This window comes from Sphingomonas pseudosanguinis (genome assembly GCF_052056765.1).
GTDB classification, from domain to species: Bacteria; Pseudomonadota; Alphaproteobacteria; order Sphingomonadales; family Sphingomonadaceae; genus Sphingomonas; species Sphingomonas pseudosanguinis.
Genome location: NZ_CP189888.1, coordinates 1,456,128 through 1,474,868, shown reverse-complemented (window position 1 = coordinate 1,474,868; position 18,741 = coordinate 1,456,128). Strand labels below are relative to the sequence as shown.

At 66.0% G+C, this 18,741-nt stretch carries 17 protein-coding genes; 5 read left to right on the top strand and 12 right to left on the bottom strand.

The annotated features are described in order from the left end of the window. Nucleotides 1-69 precede the first annotated feature (69 nt). Both panB and ACQHGV_RS06655 read right to left on the bottom strand, forming a co-directional pair. Nucleotides 70-936: a 3-methyl-2-oxobutanoate hydroxymethyltransferase gene (gene panB / locus ACQHGV_RS06660; RefSeq protein WP_440979889.1), complete on the bottom strand. Its 867-nt coding sequence runs from the start codon at nucleotides 934-936 to the stop codon at nucleotides 70-72. Between the two features lie 49 nt (nucleotides 937-985). Further along, the gene (locus ACQHGV_RS06655) at nucleotides 986-1,330 is read right to left on the bottom strand and encodes an ArsC family reductase (protein ID WP_440979888.1); all 345 of its coding nucleotides are present in this window, start codon (nucleotides 1,328-1,330) and stop codon (nucleotides 986-988) included. 447 nt (nucleotides 1,331-1,777) lie between these two features. Between ACQHGV_RS06655 and ACQHGV_RS06650 the strand changes: the two genes are divergently transcribed. The 3 genes from ACQHGV_RS06650 to ACQHGV_RS06640 all read left to right on the top strand — a co-directional run bounded on the left by ACQHGV_RS06650 (nucleotide 1,778) and on the right by ACQHGV_RS06640 (nucleotide 5,433). Then, entirely contained in the window at nucleotides 1,778-2,404 is a 627-nt protein-coding gene (locus tag ACQHGV_RS06650) for a hypothetical protein (RefSeq protein ID WP_440979887.1), read from the top strand. Between the two features lie 218 nt (nucleotides 2,405-2,622). Further along, nucleotides 2,623-4,677 carry an NAD(+) synthase gene (locus ACQHGV_RS06645; protein ID WP_440980156.1) on the top strand — a complete coding sequence of 685 codons (2,055 nt, stop codon included), beginning with the start codon at nucleotides 2,623-2,625 and terminating at the stop codon, nucleotides 4,675-4,677. A 111-nt stretch (nucleotides 4,678-4,788) separates the two neighbouring features. Then, a complete protein-coding gene (locus ACQHGV_RS06640; RefSeq protein ID WP_183950778.1) occupies nucleotides 4,789-5,433 on the top strand; it encodes a GntR family transcriptional regulator in 645 nt (214 codons plus the stop codon). 6 nt (nucleotides 5,434-5,439) lie between these two features. On the opposite strand, the gene ACQHGV_RS06635 is transcribed toward ACQHGV_RS06640, so the two are convergent. From ACQHGV_RS06635 to ACQHGV_RS06625, 3 genes are all read right to left on the bottom strand, one after another. Next, nucleotides 5,440-6,747, bottom strand: coding sequence for an NAD(P)/FAD-dependent oxidoreductase (locus tag ACQHGV_RS06635; protein ID WP_440979886.1), 1,308 nt, complete (start codon nucleotides 6,745-6,747; stop codon nucleotides 5,440-5,442). 10 nt (nucleotides 6,748-6,757) lie between these two features. Then, entirely contained in the window at nucleotides 6,758-7,762 is a 1,005-nt protein-coding gene (locus ACQHGV_RS06630; protein ID WP_440979885.1) for a zinc-dependent alcohol dehydrogenase family protein, read from the bottom strand. Nucleotides 7,763-7,825: 63 nt separating this feature from the next. Next, nucleotides 7,826-9,061: a hypothetical protein gene (locus tag ACQHGV_RS06625; protein ID WP_440979884.1), complete on the bottom strand. Its 1,236-nt coding sequence runs from the start codon at nucleotides 9,059-9,061 to the stop codon at nucleotides 7,826-7,828. A gap of 89 nt (nucleotides 9,062-9,150) precedes the next feature. Here ACQHGV_RS06625 and ACQHGV_RS06620 point away from each other — a divergent pair, with 89 nt between their 5' ends. Beyond that, nucleotides 9,151-9,363: a hypothetical protein gene (locus tag ACQHGV_RS06620; protein WP_440979883.1), complete on the top strand. Its 213-nt coding sequence runs from the start codon at nucleotides 9,151-9,153 to the stop codon at nucleotides 9,361-9,363. Between the two features lie 111 nt (nucleotides 9,364-9,474). On the opposite strand, the gene ACQHGV_RS06615 is transcribed toward ACQHGV_RS06620, so the two are convergent. The 3 genes from ACQHGV_RS06615 to ACQHGV_RS06605 all read right to left on the bottom strand — a co-directional run bounded on the left by ACQHGV_RS06615 (nucleotide 9,475) and on the right by ACQHGV_RS06605 (nucleotide 11,344). Continuing rightward, nucleotides 9,475-10,056 (bottom strand): alpha/beta hydrolase, encoded by a 582-nt coding sequence (locus ACQHGV_RS06615; RefSeq protein WP_440979882.1) that lies wholly within the window; start codon nucleotides 10,054-10,056, stop codon nucleotides 9,475-9,477. A 77-nt stretch (nucleotides 10,057-10,133) separates the two neighbouring features. Further along, nucleotides 10,134-10,553, bottom strand: coding sequence for a hypothetical protein (locus ACQHGV_RS06610; RefSeq protein ID WP_183950774.1), 420 nt, complete (start codon nucleotides 10,551-10,553; stop codon nucleotides 10,134-10,136). Between the two features lie 182 nt (nucleotides 10,554-10,735). After that, nucleotides 10,736-11,344: a TetR/AcrR family transcriptional regulator gene (locus ACQHGV_RS06605; RefSeq protein WP_183950773.1), complete on the bottom strand. Its 609-nt coding sequence runs from the start codon at nucleotides 11,342-11,344 to the stop codon at nucleotides 10,736-10,738. Nucleotides 11,345-11,502: 158 nt separating this feature from the next. Between ACQHGV_RS06605 and ACQHGV_RS06600 the strand changes: the two genes are divergently transcribed. Next, nucleotides 11,503-13,839, top strand: a complete 2,337-nt coding sequence (locus ACQHGV_RS06600; protein ID WP_440979881.1) for a bifunctional diguanylate cyclase/phosphodiesterase — start codon at nucleotides 11,503-11,505, stop codon at nucleotides 13,837-13,839. Here the strand turns inward: ACQHGV_RS06600 and ACQHGV_RS06595 are convergent. The 4 genes from ACQHGV_RS06595 to ACQHGV_RS06580 form a co-directional block, all read right to left on the bottom strand. Further along, nucleotides 13,803-15,206: an amino acid permease gene (locus ACQHGV_RS06595; RefSeq protein WP_440979880.1), complete on the bottom strand. Its 1,404-nt coding sequence runs from the start codon at nucleotides 15,204-15,206 to the stop codon at nucleotides 13,803-13,805. The two genes, ACQHGV_RS06600 and ACQHGV_RS06595, sit on opposite strands and share 37 nt — an antisense overlap. Nucleotides 15,207-15,241: 35 nt before the next feature. Continuing rightward, nucleotides 15,242-15,952 (bottom strand): GntR family transcriptional regulator, encoded by a 711-nt coding sequence (locus ACQHGV_RS06590; protein ID WP_440979879.1) that lies wholly within the window; start codon nucleotides 15,950-15,952, stop codon nucleotides 15,242-15,244. Then, a complete protein-coding gene (locus ACQHGV_RS06585) occupies nucleotides 15,952-16,866 on the bottom strand; it encodes a dihydrodipicolinate synthase family protein (RefSeq protein ID WP_183950769.1) in 915 nt (304 codons plus the stop codon). The genes ACQHGV_RS06590 and ACQHGV_RS06585 overlap by 1 nt, the downstream gene beginning before the upstream one ends. Nucleotides 16,867-16,931: 65 nt before the next feature. Continuing rightward, nucleotides 16,932-18,734, bottom strand: coding sequence for a DUF885 domain-containing protein (locus ACQHGV_RS06580; protein WP_440979878.1), 1,803 nt, complete (start codon nucleotides 18,732-18,734; stop codon nucleotides 16,932-16,934). Nucleotides 18,735-18,741 lie beyond the last annotated feature (7 nt).

The window sequence follows — 18,741 nt, the reverse complement described above, 5'->3', positions numbered from 1 at the left end:
TTTGGGATCAGGCAACAATGAAGCCGCGACCTTTAGCGAGGAGCAGCCCCGGTGGGAAGCAGGGTTGCGTCATCCCCCTTCGCGCGGCGCGTAGATCTGTTCCGGCCCCGGGAAATGACGGGCGCGGACATCCTCGGCATAGGCGCGTGCGGCCTCACCGATGCGGTCGCCCATCGTCTCGTAACGGCGCACGAAGCGCGCGGTCCGCTCGAACAGGCCGAGCATGTCCTCACCGACCAGCACCTGGCCGTCGCACTGGGCCGAGGCGCCGATGCCGATCGTGGGACAGGCGATGCGCTTGGTGATCTCGATCGCGATCGGCTCGACCACGCCCTCGATCACCACGGAGAACGCCCCCGCCCCGGCCACCGCCACCGCATCGGCGATGATCTTCTCGGCCTCCTCGGGCGTGCGCCCGCGCGCGCCATAGCCGCCCAGGACGTTGACCGCCTGCGGGGTCAGGCCGACATGACCCATGACCGGGATGCCGCGTTCGACCAGGAAGCGGACGGTCGGCGCCATCCCGACGCCCCCCTCCAGCTTGACCGCCGCCGCACCGGTTTCCTTGAGCAGCCACGCGGCGTTCTCGAACGCCTTTTCGGGGCTCGCCTCATAGCTACCGAAGGGCAGGTCGATGACCACGACCGAGCGATAGCTGCCGCGCACGACCGCCGCACCATGCGCCGCCATCATCTGCAGCGTGACCGGCACGGTCGAGGGCAGGCCGTAAATCACCTGGCCCAGGCTGTCGCCGACCAGCAGCATGTCGCAATGCGGATCGAGCAGCTGCGCCGACCGCACCGTATAGGCGGTCAGCATGACCAGCGGCGTCCCGCCCTTGGCGCGGCGAATGGCGGGCACGGTCAGGCGCTTCATCGGCGCGGGCGTGGGATTGGCGCGACTCGTCGCGGTATCGAGCGTGTAGGTGGTGGACATGGAGCCGCCCTTACCCGCCCCGCTTGTCCGGCTCCACCCCCTTGGTCCGTCAGAAGATTTCGGCGTAACGCTCGGGCTTGAACCCCACCGTCAGCGTGCCGTCGCGGTCGAGCACCGGCCGCTTGATGAGCGAGGGGTGCGCCGCCATCAACCGGATTGCCTTGTCCGCGTCGACGTCCTGCCGGTCGGCATCGTCGAGCTTGCGGAAGGTCGTCCCGGCGCGGTTGAGCAACGGCTCCCACCCGACCTGATCGACCCAGCGGTGCAGCGTCTCCTCGTCAATGCCGTCCGTTTTGTAGTTGTGGAAGCGGTACGCCACGCCGTGCTGGTCCAGCCAGACCCGCGCCTTCTTCATCGTGTCGCAGTTCGGGATGCCGTAGATCTGGACGGTCATCAAATTTACCTCGTCTTTCGCGTGCGATCCCCCCTTATGACGAAAATGCGTCTACGTCAGCCGCCACCCCAGTCACGAGCGAAACGCGCGTTGGCGTGGGGCCGATTGTCAGGAAAAATAACGAAAAATTCGGAATGGCACAAATTAGTCAAAGCGTCGTGACGCCATTTTTGCCAAACACAAATTGTAACTTCGTCAGAGCTAATCTCGACCTATTATAATGAACTGTAAGCACTTTCCTACGAATATAGAAAATTTATTTCATATAGACACATTGCGTTTCGAAACCTTATTATCTGATCATCTTGAAGATGATTCTATGCCCAATCAACGGGCCTGGTGCGCCCGTGCCAAGTGGATGGTGTTGCGTGCGGCGTCACGCGAACAACGTAAAGCTCCTGCTCTTAAAGTTCCCCATGTCTTCTTCTATTGCATTCGGAGAAAGCCATGCCCTCTCTTCTAATATTGTTGATTGCCCAATCCAGCGTCGTCAGCACACCTGCGACACGACATGAAACAGAACCTCGATGGATAGAAAAAGCCATCATAGAGCGGGTCACACCCGTGGGCTCGGTGGACAACCCGATAACCGTATCAAAGGATTATCTACGGAATCCCGAAGACACTATCCGGTGGATCAACACTATAGGACGCGATTCGGTATTCAATAAATCGCAATCTGCTGTGAACCCTATTTCAAATGATTTGGAGTATGGGTGCAGGAAAGTGATCCAATTTGCGCAAGGCGTCGAAGCGGCAAACTCGAAGATACTGAATGGGATGACGACCGCGTACCGGTGCGACGGTTTCGTTACAGATGTAACGCGGCAGGATTTTTCTCGCCCATTAAAGTCGGAAACCGCAACGGGCTTTGCCCCCACGCAGATTACGGCGGTGGTTCACGGCGGGGCGCTCCTGAAGAATTTTCGGCAGAACGGTGAGGGGGTAAGGGACGCCGTCTATTTATGGGTAGGGAAATCCCAATCCATCGAACTCACGCTGACGACCACGCAATTAAGCCACAAAGCGCTGGAAGTGCGGGCGGATCAGATCATCGACACCCTTACGAGGTAGGCGTGAGCGATCGACAGCGTGTGTTCACTTCAATAAGCGTGATGGAGGGGCTTCTTCCTCTCGATCGCCCCCCGTCAGACCTTCGGCCTGTCGCCTCCCCTTACAGGAGAGGAATAGAAGGAATGTCGATCGGCCCCAAGTCGCCGCGACCAGCCGTTCCCGACCGCCGCCCATCGCAACGACTGGCGCCCCCCGCCCCGCCCCGCTATCCCTATGTCATGCAGGACCATCCCTTTTTCGCCTTTCATTCCCATGGCCTGATCCGCGTGGCGGCGGCGACGCCGGCCGCGTCGGTCGGCGATCCGCATGCCAATGCGGTGGCGATGCTCGACCTGGCGCGGGACGCGGACGAACAGGGTGTCGACCTGATCGTCTTTCCCGAATTGTCGCTGACCTCCTATGCGATCGACGACCTCCATATGCAGAGCGCGATGCACCGTGCCACGCTGGAGGCGCTGGGCGAGATGGTGGATGCCAGCGCCGCGCTGACCCCGGTTATGCTGGTCGGTGCCGCGCTGCCGCGCAATGGGCGGCTGTACAATTGCGCGGTGATGCTGGCGCGCGGGCGTATCCTGGGCGTCGTGCCCAAGACCTATCTGCCCAATTACCGCGAATATTACGAGAAGCGCTGGTTCGCGAGCGGGGCCGGGCTGACCGGGTTGACGATCGATCTCGATGGCCAGTCGGTCCCGTTCGGCACCGACCTGATCTTCGCCGCCGAGGATCGCCCCGGCTTTATCTTCCATGCCGAAATCTGCGAGGATTACTGGGCACCCACCCCGCCCTCGACCATGAGCGCGCTGGCGGGGGCGACGATCTGCTGCAACCTGTCGGCGTCCAATATCGTCATCGGCAAGGCACGCGACCGCGAATTGCTTGCCGCCGCGCAATCGGCGCGCGCCGCCTGCGCCTATGTCTATTCGGCCGCCGGGATCGGCGAGAGCACGACCGATCTGGCCTGGGATGGCCAGGGCCTGATCCACGAACTGGGCCAGCAACTGGCGGAGTCTGAGCGCTTCGCCCGGACGCCCGCGCTGACCGTCGCCGATATCGATGTCGAGCGGATCGGGCAGGAGCGGTTGCGTAACGGTACCTTCAACGACTCGGCCGCCTTTGCCGGGCATCCGGAAAACCGCTTCCGCCGCATCGGCTTCGTCCACGGCGTCGAACCGGCGGATCGCGGCCTGTGCCGCACCATCGAGCGCTTCCCGTTCGTCCCCAGCGATCCGGCGCGGCGCGATGCCGACTGTTACGAGGCGTATAATATCCAGGTCGAGGCCCTGGCCAAGCGGCTGGAGGCGTCGCGCGCCACCTCGCTGGTCATCGGCGTGTCGGGCGGACTGGACTCGACCCATGCGCTGATCGTCGCTGCCAAGGCGACCGACCGGCTCGGCTGGGGCCGCGATCGCATCCTGGCCTTCACGATGCCGGGCTTTGCGACCGGTGAAGGGACCAAGGCGCATGCCTGGGCGCTGATGCGAGCGCTGGGGGTGAGCGCGGAGGAAATCGACATCCGCCCCGCCGCGCGCCAGATGCTGGCGGACATGCGCCACCCCTTTGCCTCCGGCGAGCCGGTGCACGACGTGACGTTCGAAAATGTACAGGCGGGCCTGCGCACCGATTATCTGTTCCGCCTGGCCAATCAGCGCGGCGGGATCGTGCTGGGCACGGGCGACCTGTCGGAGCTGGCGCTCGGCTGGTGCACATACGGCGTCGGTGATCAGATGAGCCATTATGCGGTCAATGCCGGTGTGCCCAAGACTCTGATCCAGTTCCTGATCCGCTGGTGCATCCGGACCGACCAATATGACGCGGCGACCAATCAGGTGCTGACCGCGATCCTGGCGCAGGAAATCTCGCCCGAACTGGTGCCGCCCGGTGCCGATGGCGCGCTGCAATCGACCGAGTCGATGATCGGGCCCTACGCCCTCAACGACTTTTTCGCGCATCACGTGATCCGCTTCGGGCTGAAGCCATCGAAGATCGCCTTCCTCGCCTGGCATGCCTGGCGCGATGCGGAAGCGGGGGATTGGCCCGAGGATCTGCCCGCCGATGCGCGCATCGCCTATGACCTGCCGACCATCCGCCACTGGCTGGAGCGGTTCCTGACGCGCTTCTTCCAGACCAGCCAGTTCAAGCGATCGGCGCTGCCCAACGGCCCCAAGGTGTCGGCCGGGGGTGCCCTGTCGCCGCGTGGCGACTGGCGTGCGCCGTCCGACGGGACAGCCGCGGTCTGGCTGGCCGAATTGCGCGACGGGCTGCCCCCCGCCTGATTTGGGGACACTCTTGGCATTTCTTGATTTGGCGCGCTATTGTACCGTACCGATCAATATTGATTATCAGGAATTACAGGCTCCTCCCGGCCTGTCGGCACGAGAGAAAATATGAGCCTTGTCGTTCGCACCCTGTCCGAACAGATTTTCACGATCATTCGCGAACGCATCATCAGCGGCGACCTGCCCGAGGAGCAGCCGATCCGGCAGGACGCGCTGGCCAATGAACTGGGCGTCAGCAAGATTCCGCTGCGCGAGGCGCTGGCACGGCTGGAGCAGGAAGGGCTGCTGACCAGCCAGGCCAATCGCGGCTTTTTCGTCCGATCGCTGGGGGCGGGCGAAGCGGAGGAGATTTACGAGCTTCGCCTGTCGATCGAACCCAATGCCGCCGCGCGCGCCAGCCGCGTCGCCACGCCGGTGGACCAGGCGGCGGCGCGCGAGGCGCTGCACGCGCTCGATGTGGCGGCGCATGAGGCGCTGCACGATGTCGCGCTTCAGAACCGCGCCTTTCACCTGGCGCTCGTCCGGCCGCTGGGGGCCGCGCTGACCTTCCAGTTGATCGAACGGCTGCAGGTGCTGGCGGAGCGTTACGTTATCCAGCATCTGAAGCCCGCCGGCCGTGAGGATCGCGCGCATGAGGAGCATCATGCGCTGCTCGACGCATGGCTGTCACGCGACGAGGCGCGGGTCGCGGCGCTGCTGTCCGAACATATCGGGGCGACACTGATCGACCTCCGCGCGCAGCTGGCGCACTGATCCGGCCTAGCCCGGTCGGCGGACGACCGGGGTGGTGATGATCCGGGCACCGCGCCGATAGGTCAGGTATCGCCACAGCCATTGCAGGCTGACCCGGATGCGCTGCGCGAAGTTGACCAGCAGCACGACATGGACGATTGCCCAGAGCATCCAGGCGGGATAGCCCTTCATCCGGAACCGCCCGAAATCGAAGATGGCGGCGTGACGTCCGATGATCGCGGCATTGCCCCGATTGTGGAAGCGAAACGGCGCGGAGCTGCGCCCCCGGGTCAGTTCGTCGCGTAGCGCCTTGCCCAGATAACTCCCCTGCTGCTGCGCGACCTGCGCCAGTCCCGGCAGGGGGCGGCCGTCCTCGTCCATGCAGGCCGCGACATCGCCCAGCGAATAGACATTCTCCACCCCTGCGACGCGCAGGTCCGCGCCGACCGGCACCCGCCCGCCGGGGCCGGGTTCGATCCCCAGCAGCCTGGCTGCCCCCGTCGGCGCCACACCCGCACCCCACAGGACGGTGCGCGTCGGAATGAAGCGCCCGCCGGCGGTCAGTCCATCCGCCGTGATCGCCTCGACCGGCATGTCGGTCATGACCCGAACCCCCAACAGACCGAGCGCACGCTGCGCATAGCCGGCCAGCGCGTCGGGGAAAGCGGACAGGATGCGCGGGCCGCCCTCGATCAGGATGATCTTCGCGGTTTCGGGACGGATACGGCGAAAGTCGGAGGTCAGCGCGTGGCGGGCCAGTTCGGCGATCGACCCGGCCAGCTCCACGCCGGTCGGCCCGCCACCGACCACGACGAAGGTCATCAGCGCCTCGCGGTCCGCCGCCCCGTCGCGCTCCGCCTCCTCGAAGGCACTCAGGATACGCGATCGGATCGCCCGCGCCTCCTCGATCGACTTGCAAGCGGGCGCGACGCTGCGCCATTCGTCATGACCGAAATAGCTGCTGGTCGAACCGGTCGCCATCACCAGCCGGTCATAGGACAGGGCCTCCCCGGTCGACAGCGCCACTTGCCGGGCCCCGGTGTCGACGCCCGTCACCTCGCCCAGCACGACGCGGATATTGGGATAGCGGCCCAGGACATGCCGGATCGGCTCCGCCACGTCGGCGGGCGACAATGCTGCCGTCGCCACCTGATAGAGGAGCGGCACGAACAGGTGATAATTATTGCGGTCAATCACCGTCACGCGGACCGGGGCGTTGCCCAGCTGCTGCGCCGCCGCCAGCCCGCCAAAGCCTGCGCCGACGATCACGACATGCGGCCAGTTCGGGTCGACGGGGTCCCGGTCGGGGCCATATTCGAACGCGCCGTTCGTCATGTCACCATCCTTACCATGTCGCGACGATCTTGCCGAAATGGCCGCCGCTCTCCTGATGGCGGAACGCATCGGCCAGTTCCTCCAGTGCGAAGCGGCGGTCGATCACGGGGCGGATGTCGCTGGCGTCGAGCGCGCGGACGAAATCCCGCTGCATCCGCCGGCTGCCGACGATCAGGCCCTGCAGCCGCGCCTGTTTCGCCATCAGGGCGGCGGTCGGCACCTGACCGGACACGCCGGTCAGCACCCCGATCAATCCGATATGCCCGCCGATCCGAACCGCCTCGATCGACTGGGCGAGCGTTGCGGGGCCACCGACCTCGATCACATGATCGACGCCGCCATCGGCCCACTCATGCACCAGCCGACCCCATTGTTCCTTCTCGCGATAATTGACGGTACAGTCTGCCCCCAGCGCCCGCGCCTGTTCCAGCTTCGCATCCGACGACGACGTCACCGCGACGCTGGCGCCCATCAGCTTGGCGATCTGCAACGCCCAGATCGACACTCCGCCGGTGCCCAGCACCAATACGCGGTCGCCCGCCTTCAATCCGCCATCGACGACCAGGCTGCGCCACGCGGTCAGCCCGGCGGTGGTGATCGTCGCGGCCTCGGCATGGTCATAGCCCTTGGGCGTGCGGGTGAAGGCCGTGGCCGGCGCAATGACCGCTTCCCGCGCATAGCCATCGATGCCGTCCCCCGGCACGGTTGCGAAATCGCCGACGCGCGCCGGCCCTTCGTGCCATCCGGGAAAGAAACACGACACCACGGCATCGCCTATGTCGAAATCGGTGACGCCCTCACCGATCGCCTCGACGATGCCGGCGCCATCGGACATGGGCACGCGGCCATCCTGGGTCGGCATATCGCCCGAGACGATGCCATAATCATGATAATTCAGCGATGTGGCATGCAGCCGCACCCGGATCATCCCCGGCCCGGGCACACCCGGATCGGGCCGGTCGACCAGTCGCAATCGATCGAGGCCGCCGGGCGCGTCGAGGATCATGGCTTTCATAGCATCGTCTTCCTGATGTCCGCTGATGCCCTGGCCAACGCGGCGGCGATGCCATGCGATCCCTCAGCCGAGCCCCAGCGACCACCCGCTCGGCAGGAAATCGAGTGACATGTAATAATAGAAGGCGCAGCTGCCGTCCGCGCGGTAGCTGCCGCCCTTGACGATGCCAAAGGCCGTGCCGCCCAGAAAGACCGGCCCACCGCTATCGCCGCTGCGACAGGTCGGCCCGCGCACCGCCACCCAGGTCGGGGTGCAGCCCCCGCCGCACAGATCGCCCGCCGGCGCGAAATCGGGCAGCCAGACCTCGGCACAGCTATAGCCGGTCCGCTCGCCCCGATGGCAGACGATGTCGCCCGCCCGCGTCGATCCGCGTGCGCGCTGTCCCTCGACACGACGCTGCACCGTCTTGGCGGTATCGCTCCAGAAGGTCGGCGCGAGCGGCACGGCGCTGCCCTGAAGCTGAACGTCCTGATAGCCCCAGCCCCATTGCCCCAGAAAGGTCAGCGGCGGGGCCGCGTTCGTCCCATCCGCCCAGGACAGATTGTCGGGGCAATGGGCGGCGGTGACGATCGCGCTTTCGCTGCCCCGCCGCACGACGAACCCGCTGGTACAGGCATAGCGGCGGCCATCGCCCGGATCGACGCCGACCAGCCGGCCGCCGCCCTGGACATCCGCCATATCGGTATCGGGCGCCTCCAGCGTGGCGATGCGAACCGGCACGCCGGTCAGCCGCGCGATCCGGTCGCGCAGCGCATCGCCAGGCTCGGCGAGCGCATCCGCCTGCCCGACCATCACGACCAGCGCCCCGATCCGCGGATCGACCCCGATCCCCGGCGGCTTGGTCAACGAGGCACGGATTTCGGTCTGATAGAGCGCCGCCGCCACGATCAGCTGGTCATGGCTGGCATACGCGCCGGTTCGAAAGCGGATCAGCACATTCGCGCCGGCGATCACGACCGTACGGTCGGCGACCGGTGCGTCCCCGGTCAGCAGAATATCGATATGGAAGGGCGCATGCCCGACGGACAGTCCCGCGAGGCGACCGGCGAACTCCACCTTCAGCGCGTCGGTGACGGGAACCGAGGCTTCCTGGATCTCCAGTTCGCGCTGCGCCTGGGCGGGCGACAAACCCGACGACGCGGCATAGGTGGCCGCATCGAGCGCGAGCGCGGCGCGCCCGTCCAGCGGCGGCTCGACTTGCCCGGTGGCGGGCGCGGCGACCGCGATCAGCCCCGGCGCGACGAGTCGAAAAGCCCAGCTATCGCGTGCCCAAGAAGAGCATGGCTTATATCCCATCATTTCGCTATGTATTGATCATACCAAGCCCGACGGACACCGGACGGCACGACAAGGGGACCGAGTTCATGTTGCGACGTTATGCCTTTCCGATGATCCTGCTGACCGCGACTGCCGTGCTTGCCGGCTGCTCACCCAAGGGTACGACCGCCGAAACCGCCAATGTTTCCGATCCGTCGCTCGGCAATGCTGACGCAGCCCTGACCGAGAATGACACGGCGATCAACGACACGCTCGCGGCCGATGAAGGAAATGCGGACATCGGCGGCAACGATCTCGATCTAAACGCGGCCACGCCGCGCTGACTTTACCCGGGGGGGGCCCTGTGGCCCTTCGCCACTCCTGCCTCGCCAAAGGAAGCTCCCAATGGCGGTTACCTGGCCCGGCGGTTCTCCGCCGGGCCATTTTGTACGGGCTCACTGATCCGACAGCCCCAGCGTCCGGAGCAGCCGCAGGTCCTGCTCGACGACGCCGGCCGAAAGCCGCTCGATCAGGCGATGCGCCTGCCGCCACATACCGGTCGCGATCGGCGGGGTGGCGGGGGCGTTCAGCAGATGGCCGCCGCAACTGCGCGCCAGCGCGCCGCCACGATCCGCGCGATCGACGATCAGCGATGGAAAGGGCAGCGCCGCATCGGGCGAGGCGAAGAGAGTCTTGCCCGACCGGTCGAGCAGATCAACCGATGGCGGATCGAACAGCAGCGCGCCCGCGACCTTGTCGACATATTGACCGGGCGACAGCCGCGCCCACCAGATCGCCGCCAGACAGGCGGCATTCTCGGCGACGAGCAGGACGGTGCGGTCCGCCTGCGCGACCGCCTGGTCCAGCCTGCTCGCCCAGACGTTGCGCGCGTCCCGGCTCTGGTCGTCAAAGGCAAGTTGCAAATCGCCCGATCGTGGCCAGGCGAAACGGGTTTCCCAGGGAAATGGCCCGTCATGCCCCGCCATGGGCAGGGTGATGATCGAAAACGGGTCGTTCAGACGCAGTTCGGCCGGCATGGTCAGCTCCGTCTTGGCTCACCCCCAAGCTACGCCGATCGACCGAAAGGGCAAGAGGGTCCCGCCGTGGCGAAGGCTCAGCCCGCCGTGGCGACCCGCGCCGCCCGGCGCGAACCCGCGAGCGCGGTGCCGATGCTGTCGACCATCAGCTCATATTGGTCGGGCGTATAGCCCGCCGCCAGGAACGCCCGCACCTCGTTCGAAGGCACGCTATAGCCATGATGCCAGCTGAGTACCGCCATCCGGCGCAGCGCCTCCAGCGACGGGTCGGCCAGGCGCGGATTGCGCGTTTCGCCGAAGATGGTGGCGATGGCGCGGGTCAGCCGACCCGGCTCGCGCAGGCTGGCGATCCGGTCACGGCGCGCCAAGGCCACGACCTGCCATTCGAGCGCCGAAAGGCGTGCATCGGGACGAACTGCGCTGGCACCCTGCTGCGCCGTCGCCGCGCCCACCGCGCTGATCGCCGCACCGATTTCCTGAAAAGCGACATAGGCCATGACATTACCCCTTTGCTGCCGCGCGACATCGCTCGCGCCGGGCCGTGCCCGACGCTGTCGACGGCGATGCCGTCGGCCGTCATGCCTCGCTAATCCATCAGACGAAGGCTCGGACGCCTTCAATACCAATCGGTATATTAACCGATCGACAGATCGTCAAGCACTTTCATACCGGTCGGTATTTATCTTGACGGCCACAGCGCAAGGCCGGTTTCGACCAGCCGTTCCAGCTCCTCGCGCGTCGCGCCCGACCCGGCCTGCACCGCCATGCCCTGGAACAGCGCGTACAGATATTGCGCCAGCCCCTCCGGTTCGACATCGTCGCGCAATTCGCCCTCATCCTTGGCGCGCTGGAACCGGGCGAGCAAAGCCGCCTGCGACGAGGCCCGGCGTTCGATGACGGCGGCCTTGATCGATTCGGCTTCTTCGCCGCAGGCCACCGAATGGATCACGCCCAGACAGCCTTGCGGCTCGCCCTTGTGCGTCTGGGCATCGAGCGCGCCGCGCAACAGATGTTCGACGACGCCGCGTGCCGTGGGCTGGTGCAGCGCCTCGCGGATATAGGCCAGCTTCTCGGCCTCATACAGGTCGAGCGCCTTGTGGAAAAGCGCTTCCTTGTTGCCGAAGGCGGCATAGAGGCTGGGCTTGGTGATGCCCATCGCTTCGGTCAGGTCCGCCATCGAGGCGCCCTCATAGCCCTTGCTCCAGAACACACGGAGCGCGGCGGCAAGAGCCTGGTCGGTGCAGAATTCGCGGGGGCGCCCTTTGCACGCGGGCGGATGATTTTCCATAACGGTCAGTATAGAAATCCGCCGGGCATTTGCAAACCCCCGCCATGCGCCATGACGTAAACGATTGTACCGTTCCGGATCGCCGGGGCCATGCCGCTTAACTTTTGTTCAAATGCGTCGTGTTACCGACGACAGATCGCGGGAGACAAGGCCGATCCATGTTCGATATCGTCGGTTGCATCACGAACGACCATGATCGCTGGATGGTCGGTCTAGCGGTGGTGATCTGCGTGTCGGGTCTGACCGCGCTGTATCTGCTGCTTGTCCGGGCCGGGGAATGTGTCGAGAGCCGGCGGCGAAGCTTGACCGCCATCGCGGCGCTGACGGCGGGATTGAGCGTCTGGGCGACGCATTTTCTGGCCATGCTGGCCTATAGAGGCCCCTTCCCCATCCATTTCGACCTATGGCTGACGGCCGTTTCGGCGGCCGTGCCGGTGGCGGGCATCTGGCTGGCGCTGACATTCGATCGCTATCGACGCACCCGGCCGCCCGTCATCGTGACCGGCATGATCTTTTCGGCCAGCGTGACGGCGATGCATTTCCTCGGCATGCGCGCGCTGATCATGCCGGGGCTGATCCGTTATGACGGCACCATACTCGCCCAGACCCTCGTTGCGGCGACCCTGTTCCTGACCATGTCGGCGTGCAGTCATCGGCAGCTTCGCGGCTGGTGGCGGATCATCGTCCCGGTCGCGCTCGGCACGCTGGGCATCGTCACGCTGCATTTCGGCGTGATGACCGCGACGACGCTGATCCCCGGTGGCGTGCCGATGCCGACGAGCGGGCATCCGATCAATCGTCTCACCATCGCACGGGCGGTGCTGGCCGCCATGACCCTGATCGTCGCGACGATGATTGCCGCCGCGATCATCGACCGCCTGCTGACCGATCTTCGCGGCCTGACCCGCGCCACGCGCGAGGGCATCGCCATCCTCAAAAATGGCCGCATCGCCGAGGTCAATCCCCGCCTCGCCATGCAGCTTGGCGTCACGAGTGCAGAACTGCTGGACAGTCGCCCCGAAGACTGGCTGGAGGCACTGGACGGCACGGCCCTGACCGTGGTCGAGGATCGCCCGGTCGAGGCGCGACCGCGCGGCGGCGGCGATTGCTGCCTGGAGATCATGTGCCATGAGATCGAATATCGCGGCCGACGCGCGGTCGTCATGGCGGTCCGCGACCTGACCGAGCAGCGACGCGCGCAGCGGCAGATCGAGTTCATGGCGGTGCATGATCCGCTGACCGGCTTGCCCAACCGGACCTACTTCGCCCAAGCGCTGGAAACCGCGATCGCGCAAGCGGACCAGCAGGGCCCCATCGCGCTCCTCGCCCTCGACCTGGACCGGTTCAAGGCGGTTAATGATCTCTTCGGGCATGCCGCCGGTGACATGGTCCTGTGCCGCGTCGCCACCATCCTGACGGGCGCCATCGGCAGCGGCGACGTGGTCGCCCGGGTCGGCGGCGACGAGTTCCTGATCCTGCAGCGCGATGCCGACACGACGGACAAGGTCCAGAAGCTGACCCAGTCGATCCTGAACGCCTTCGCCGCCGAGATGGACCTGAGCCGCGATCCCATGGCGGTCGGGGTCAGCATCGGCGTCGCGCTCCATCCCCAGGATGCCACCGACGCCGATGCGCTCCGCCAGAATGCGGATGTCGCGCTCTATCGCGCCAAGATGAGCGGGCGCGGAACCGCCTCCTTTTTCGACCATGAGATGGATCAGTCGGTCCGGACCCGCCGCGCGCTCGAGCATGATCTGCGTCATGCCCTGCTGCGCGGTCAGATGCGGCTGGTCTATCAGCCGCTCGTCGCGACCGGCGGCGCCGCGATCATCGGTTACGAGGCGCTGCTCCGGTGGCAGCACCCCGAACGCGGCGACGTCACCCCCGACACCTTCGTGCCCATCGCCGAAGAAACGGGCATCATCCTCCAGCTGGGCGAATGGGTGCTGCGCGAGGCGTGTTTTGCCGCCGCGCTATGGCCGGCACCCATGACGCTGGCGGTCAATGTCTCGCCGATCCAGTTCCAGCTTCCCAACCTGCCCGAGATCGTGTCGCGGGCGCTGACCGACAGTGGTCTGGCGGCGACGCGGCTGGAGCTCGAGATCACCGAGAATGTCCTGCTCCACGATCGCGCCGCGACGCTCCAAACCCTGCACGCGCTGAAGGCGATGGGGGTCGGCATCGTCATGGACGATTTCGGCACGGGCTACAGCTCGCTCAGCAATCTACGCTGCTTCCCGTTCGACAAGATCAAGATCGACCGCAGCTTCATTTCCGGCGTCGCCGATGACGAAGCCGCCCGGTCGATCGTCCGCGCCATCGTCGGGCTGGGCCGCAGCCTCAACCTGCCCGTCGTGGCCGAGGGGGTCGAGACGGCCGAACAGCATCGCATGGTGCTGGAGGAAGGATGCCCCCAGGCCCAGGGCTATCTGTTCGGCCGCCCCGCCGAAGCGCCGGTCTACGCGGCGCCCCGCGCACTGCGCCGGCGGCCATAGGCGAAATAGAAGGCCAGCCCCGCCAGGTTCCAGATCACGAAACGCACGATCGTCGAACTGGGCAGGCTGAACAGCAGATAGAGACAGCCCAGGATCGCCAGCGTGCCGACCAGATAGGGCAGCGGACAGCGGAACAGCCGCTTGGCGTCCGGTGCCTTGCGGCGGAGGACCATCAGGCAGGCGCCGACCGCGATGAAGGCCAGCAGCGTGCCGGCATTGGCCAGCTCGGCAATCTCGTCCAGCCGGAAGATGCCCGCGACGATCGCGATCGAGATGCCGGTGACCAGTGTGATGCGGGTCGGCGCGCCGCTGCGCTTGCTGACGACGGCCAGCGACTGCGGCAACAGGCCGTCGCGCGCCATGGTGAAAAAGATGCGGCTCTGGCCGTACATCATCACCAGGATGACCGAGGGCAGCGCGATGACGGCGGCCAGCGCGATCAGATGCGCGGCGGTCGGCTGCCCCAACGAGCGCAGGACGAGCGCGAGCGGCTCGGGCGAGTTGGCGAGTTGCAGGAACGGCAGCGCCCCGATCGCGGCGACGGCGACCGCCATATAGATCAGCGTGCAGACCAGCATCGACCCGACGATGCCGATGGTCAGGTCGCGCCCGGGGTTCTTGGCCTCCTCGGCCGAGGTCGCCACCGCGTCGAAGCCGTAAAAGGCGAAGAAGACGATCGCGGCGGCCGCCATCACCCCGCGCTTGGCCCCGTCCACCTCATGCGCGCCGAAGCCATAGGGCATGAAGGGATGGAGATTGTCCGAATTGAACGCCGGCATCGCGAAGGCGACGAAGACCCCCAGTGCGACCAGCTTGACGATGACGAGGATGATGTTGAGCGTCGCGCTCTCGCGCGTGCCCGCGATCAGCATGCCCATCACCGACAGCGCGACGATGACCGCCGGCAGGTTGATGATGCCGCCGCCATGCGGTCCCGACAGCAGGGCCGCGGGCAGATGCACGCCGGCTGCCTGTATCCAGCCGACCAGATACCCCGACCAGCCGACCGCGACGGTCGAGCAGGCCAGCGAATATTCGAGGATCAGGCTCCATCCGACGACCCAGGCGATCGTCTCGCCCAGCGCGGTATAGCTGAAGGTATAGGCGCTGCCCGCCGCCGGGATCAGCGTCGCCAGCTCGGCATAGGCGAGCGCGGCGCAGGCACAGACCGCGCCGGCGATCGCGAAGGCCAGGATGACCGCTGGCCCCGCGCGCTCGGCACCGACGCCGGTCAGCGTGTAGATGCCCGTGCCGACGATCGCACCGACCCCCAGGGCGATCAGATGGGGCCAGCTGAGCGTCTTGGCGAGCGCCTGTCCCTGGCCATGCTGGGTGGCACTACCCAGCGGTTTGAAAGGTCCGAACATGTAAGGAAAATCCCCCGCCCTAACGGTTATGGTCTTTAACAGACGGGCGCGAACCCGCCTTTCAGGTCCGACAGCGTGGACCGGATATGGCCGTCAAGCAATGCCTGAAGCCGATCGGCGTCGCGCGCCAGAAAGGCATCGAGCTGCTCGCGATGCTCCAGATGCGCGCGGGCATCGCGCCCGGCGGGCTGCAGATGCGCCACGACATAGCGCTCGGCGAGCACCGCCAGTTGCCGGATGATCTGGATGGTCAGCGGCCGGCCGATCGGCCGGATCATCGCCATGTGGAATTGCCGGTTGCACAGCGCGACGCGCGGCAGATCGCTGTTCGCCGCCTGATCCAGCGCCTCGAACCGGGCGATCAGCGTGGCGCGATCCCCGTCATCGGCGAGCAGCGCGGCGCGCGCCGCCGCCACCGGCTCCAGTCGCAGGCGTAATTCGTAGATTTCTTCGGCCTGCGCCGCCGTCATCGCGCCGACCATGTAACCGCGATTGGCGGCACTCTGGAGCAGCCCCTCCTGCTCCAACCGCGCCAGCGCCTCGCGCAGCGGTATCTTGCTGACCCCCAGTTCGGCGGCCAGTGCATCCTGGCGGATCGGACGGTCACCGGGCAGCGTACCGGCGACGATCCGATCGCGGACGATGGCGAAGATGCGATCCGCCAGCGTCTGCACCAGGATGACGCCCTCGCCCCGCGTCCGCCCGTCGTCGGACAGGATCGCGGCGGGCGAGAGCGTCGTCGCCATCAGGCGGCCTTGGCCTGGCCCAGCGTCGGGCGGGTCGCGGCGGCCTTTTCGACCATCGCGATCACCTCGGCGCGGCGCTCGCCTTCCAGGACATAGCGCGGCGGCAGGACGCGTTCCGAACCGCGACCCATGACCTGCTCGGCCAGCTTGATCGACTGGACCAGGTCATGCTCGGCGTCGAGGTGGAGCAGCGGCATGAACCAGCGATAGATTTCCATCGCCTTGGCATGATCGCCACGCTCGAACGCGGCGACCAGCTCGACCGACTCCTTCGGGAAGGCGTTGGTCAGGCCCGAGACCCAGCCCTGCGCGCCCAGATACAGCCCCTCGAGCGCGACGTCGTCCAGCCCAGCGAACAGGACGTAACGGTCGCCGAACGCGTTGCGGAAATCGGTGAAGCGACGCGTGTCGGGGGCCGATTCCTTGACCGCGACGATGTTCTTCACGTCGATCAGCGCTTCCAGCACCGTCTGGTCGATGACCGTGCGATAGGCGGGCGGATTGTTGTAGAGCATGATCGGCAGGCCGGTCTGGTCCGCCACACCCTTGAAATGGTTCACCAGTTCATGCGCCTTGGGAACATAGACCATCGGCGGCAGCAGCATCAGGCCATCGGCACCCGCCTTTTCGGCGGCCTGGGCGTAGCGCACCGCGCGGCGGGTGTCATATTCCGAGCAGCCGGTGATCACCGGCACGCGGCCCGCCACCGCCTCGACGATGGCGGTCAGCACGGTGACCTTCTCGTCATAGTCGAGCGAGTTGTTCTCGCCCACGGTGCCCAGTGCGATGACGCCGGTCACGCCGTCATTGACCAGATCGTCCACCACCCGCTGCGTGTCGGCAAGATCGATCGACAGATCCTCCCGCACCTGGGTCGTCACCGCGGGAAATACGCCACGCCAGCCGATGCTCACAATCTGTCATCCTGATTAGTTTTAGATACTGTATACTTTTTAGCGGTTATCGCGCTGCAGGTCAATCACGATCCTTCTTCATCGGGATACGGCCCCTTGCCGCCTTCCACGATGAAGCGATCGGTCCGAGCCTCGATCACCGGCAGCGGGACATAGCCGAGCTGGAGCATCGCATCGTGCCAGGCGCGGATGTTGAATTTTGGCCCCAGCGCCTTCTCCGCCTTGGCCCGTGCCCGCTGGAAGGCGAGCTGGCCCATATAATAGGACAGCGCCTGGCCCGGCCATGCGATGTAGCGGTCGACCTCGGTCTCGATCTCGTGGTCCGACAGCGCGGTATTGTCGTGGAGATAGGCCTGCGCCTGCGCACGCGTCCAACCCAGCGCATGGATACCGGTATCGACCACCAGCCGCGCGGCGCGCCAAGCCTGATAGGACAACATGCCGAACCGGTCATAGGGCGTCTTGTAGAAGCCCATATCCTCGCCCAGCGCCTCGCAATAGAGCGCCCAACCCTCGCCATACGCCGACAGGTAACTGTCGCGGCGGAAGGCCGGCAGGTCCTTGTTCTCGGCCGCCAAAGGCATCTGGAAGGCGTGACCCGGCGCGCTTTCGTGCAGGGTCAGCGCCGGGAGCGCATAGAGCGAGCGCGAGGGCAGGTCATAGGTGTTGACCAGATAGATGCCCGTGCCGCCACGCCCCGCCGTATAGAAGGGCGCAAGATCCTCCGGCACCGGCTTGATCGCGAAGCGACTGCGCGGCAGGCGGCCGAACCAGTCCGAGGCGATGCCGTCGAAGCTCTTGGCGAACCAGGCCGCCCGGTCGAGCAGCTCCTGCGGCGTCTTGGCATAGAATTGCGGATCGGTCCGCAGGAAGGTCAGGAAGGCGGGGAAGTCGCCCTTGAACTTCACCTCCTTCATCACGCCATCCATGCGCGCGCGGATGCGCTTCATCTCGGACAGGCCGATCGCATGGACCTGTTCGGGGGTCATGTCGGCGGTGACATATTCGCGGATCTTCGACCGGTAATAGGCCTTGCCGTCGGGCAGGTCATAGGCCGCCGTGCTGACCTGCGCGTGCGGGATATAATCGTTGCGCAGAAAGGCGAGCAGCTTGCGGTGCGCGGGCAGCACATCGTCGCGGATCGCCGCCTTCGCCTCGGCGCGCAGAGCGGCGGCGGTGGCGGCCGGCATCGTCGCGGGCATGGTGCGGAACGGCGCGTAGAAAGGCTGATCGTCGCCGGCCCCGCCATCGACCACCTGCGCGACGCCGATATCGCGCCCCTTCAGCGTGATCGCGGGCGGCGTGAAGCCGCGCGCCAGCCCGCCGCGCATATTGGCGATCTGCTGGTCATAATAGCGCGGCATGGCGCGCATCATCGCCAGATAGTCGCGATACTGGCTTTCGCGGGTGAAGCTGCCCCGCGACCAGCTCGCCAGATTGCCCCAGAAGCTGGTGTCCGCGGTCAGCGGCTTTTCGTAATCGCGAAAACGCTGCGCGGCGAGCAGCGCGTCGATCTGCCCCTTATAGACCATGTAATCGATGCGGGCATCGGGCGAGAGCGTCGCAGGATCGATGCCGTCGAGCGCCTTGGCCGTCGCCTCCCACCGGGCGAGCCGGGCCGCCTGGGCCTGTGGCCCCTCATCGGGCAATTGCTTCGACCCGGCGCTGCCGCTGTCCTCATCGGCGGCATTCTGGTCGATCCGCCATTTATACTCCGCCTCGGACAGGGTGCGGAAGCGGGCGTCGGCATTGTTTGCAGGTCTGGCCGCTGACGCACGCTTCTGTGCGGGATGCGGGGCCGCACCAACCAGGGCGGGTGCCAGCAGCAACGATACTCCCGCGAGGAGCCGCGTCATGTGATTGGTCATTCTCAAA

Excerpts from the sequence above, each read along its gene's own strand:
- ACQHGV_RS06590 (WP_440979879.1), bottom strand. The coding sequence starts at position 15,952 with ATGGCGACGACGCTCTCGCCCGCCGCGATCCTGTCCGACGACGGGCGG.
- ACQHGV_RS06640 (WP_183950778.1), top strand. The coding sequence starts at position 4,789 with ATGAGCCTTGTCGTTCGCACCCTGTCCGAACAGATTTTCACGATCATT.
- ACQHGV_RS06625 (WP_440979884.1), bottom strand. The coding sequence starts at position 9,061 with ATGATGGGATATAAGCCATGCTCTTCTTGGGCACGCGATAGCTGGGCT.
- ACQHGV_RS06595 (WP_440979880.1), bottom strand. The coding sequence starts at position 15,206 with ATGTTCGGACCTTTCAAACCGCTGGGTAGTGCCACCCAGCATGGCCAG.
- ACQHGV_RS06600 (WP_440979881.1), top strand. The coding sequence starts at position 11,503 with ATGTTCGATATCGTCGGTTGCATCACGAACGACCATGATCGCTGGATG.
- ACQHGV_RS06630 (WP_440979885.1), bottom strand. The coding sequence starts at position 7,762 with ATGAAAGCCATGATCCTCGACGCGCCCGGCGGCCTCGATCGATTGCGA.
- ACQHGV_RS06645 (WP_440980156.1), top strand. The coding sequence starts at position 2,623 with ATGCAGGACCATCCCTTTTTCGCCTTTCATTCCCATGGCCTGATCCGC.
- ACQHGV_RS06605 (WP_183950773.1), bottom strand. The coding sequence starts at position 11,344 with ATGGAAAATCATCCGCCCGCGTGCAAAGGGCGCCCCCGCGAATTCTGC.
- ACQHGV_RS06615 (WP_440979882.1), bottom strand. The coding sequence starts at position 10,056 with ATGCCGGCCGAACTGCGTCTGAACGACCCGTTTTCGATCATCACCCTG.
- ACQHGV_RS06580 (WP_440979878.1), bottom strand. The coding sequence starts at position 18,734 with ATGACCAATCACATGACGCGGCTCCTCGCGGGAGTATCGTTGCTGCTG.
- ACQHGV_RS06610 (WP_183950774.1), bottom strand. The coding sequence starts at position 10,553 with ATGGCCTATGTCGCTTTTCAGGAAATCGGTGCGGCGATCAGCGCGGTG.
- ACQHGV_RS06635 (WP_440979886.1), bottom strand. The coding sequence starts at position 6,747 with ATGACGAACGGCGCGTTCGAATATGGCCCCGACCGGGACCCCGTCGAC.
- ACQHGV_RS06650 (WP_440979887.1), top strand. The coding sequence starts at position 1,778 with ATGCCCTCTCTTCTAATATTGTTGATTGCCCAATCCAGCGTCGTCAGC.
- panB (WP_440979889.1), bottom strand. The coding sequence starts at position 936 with ATGTCCACCACCTACACGCTCGATACCGCGACGAGTCGCGCCAATCCC.
- ACQHGV_RS06655 (WP_440979888.1), bottom strand. The coding sequence starts at position 1,330 with ATGACCGTCCAGATCTACGGCATCCCGAACTGCGACACGATGAAGAAG.
- ACQHGV_RS06620 (WP_440979883.1), top strand. The coding sequence starts at position 9,151 with ATGATCCTGCTGACCGCGACTGCCGTGCTTGCCGGCTGCTCACCCAAG.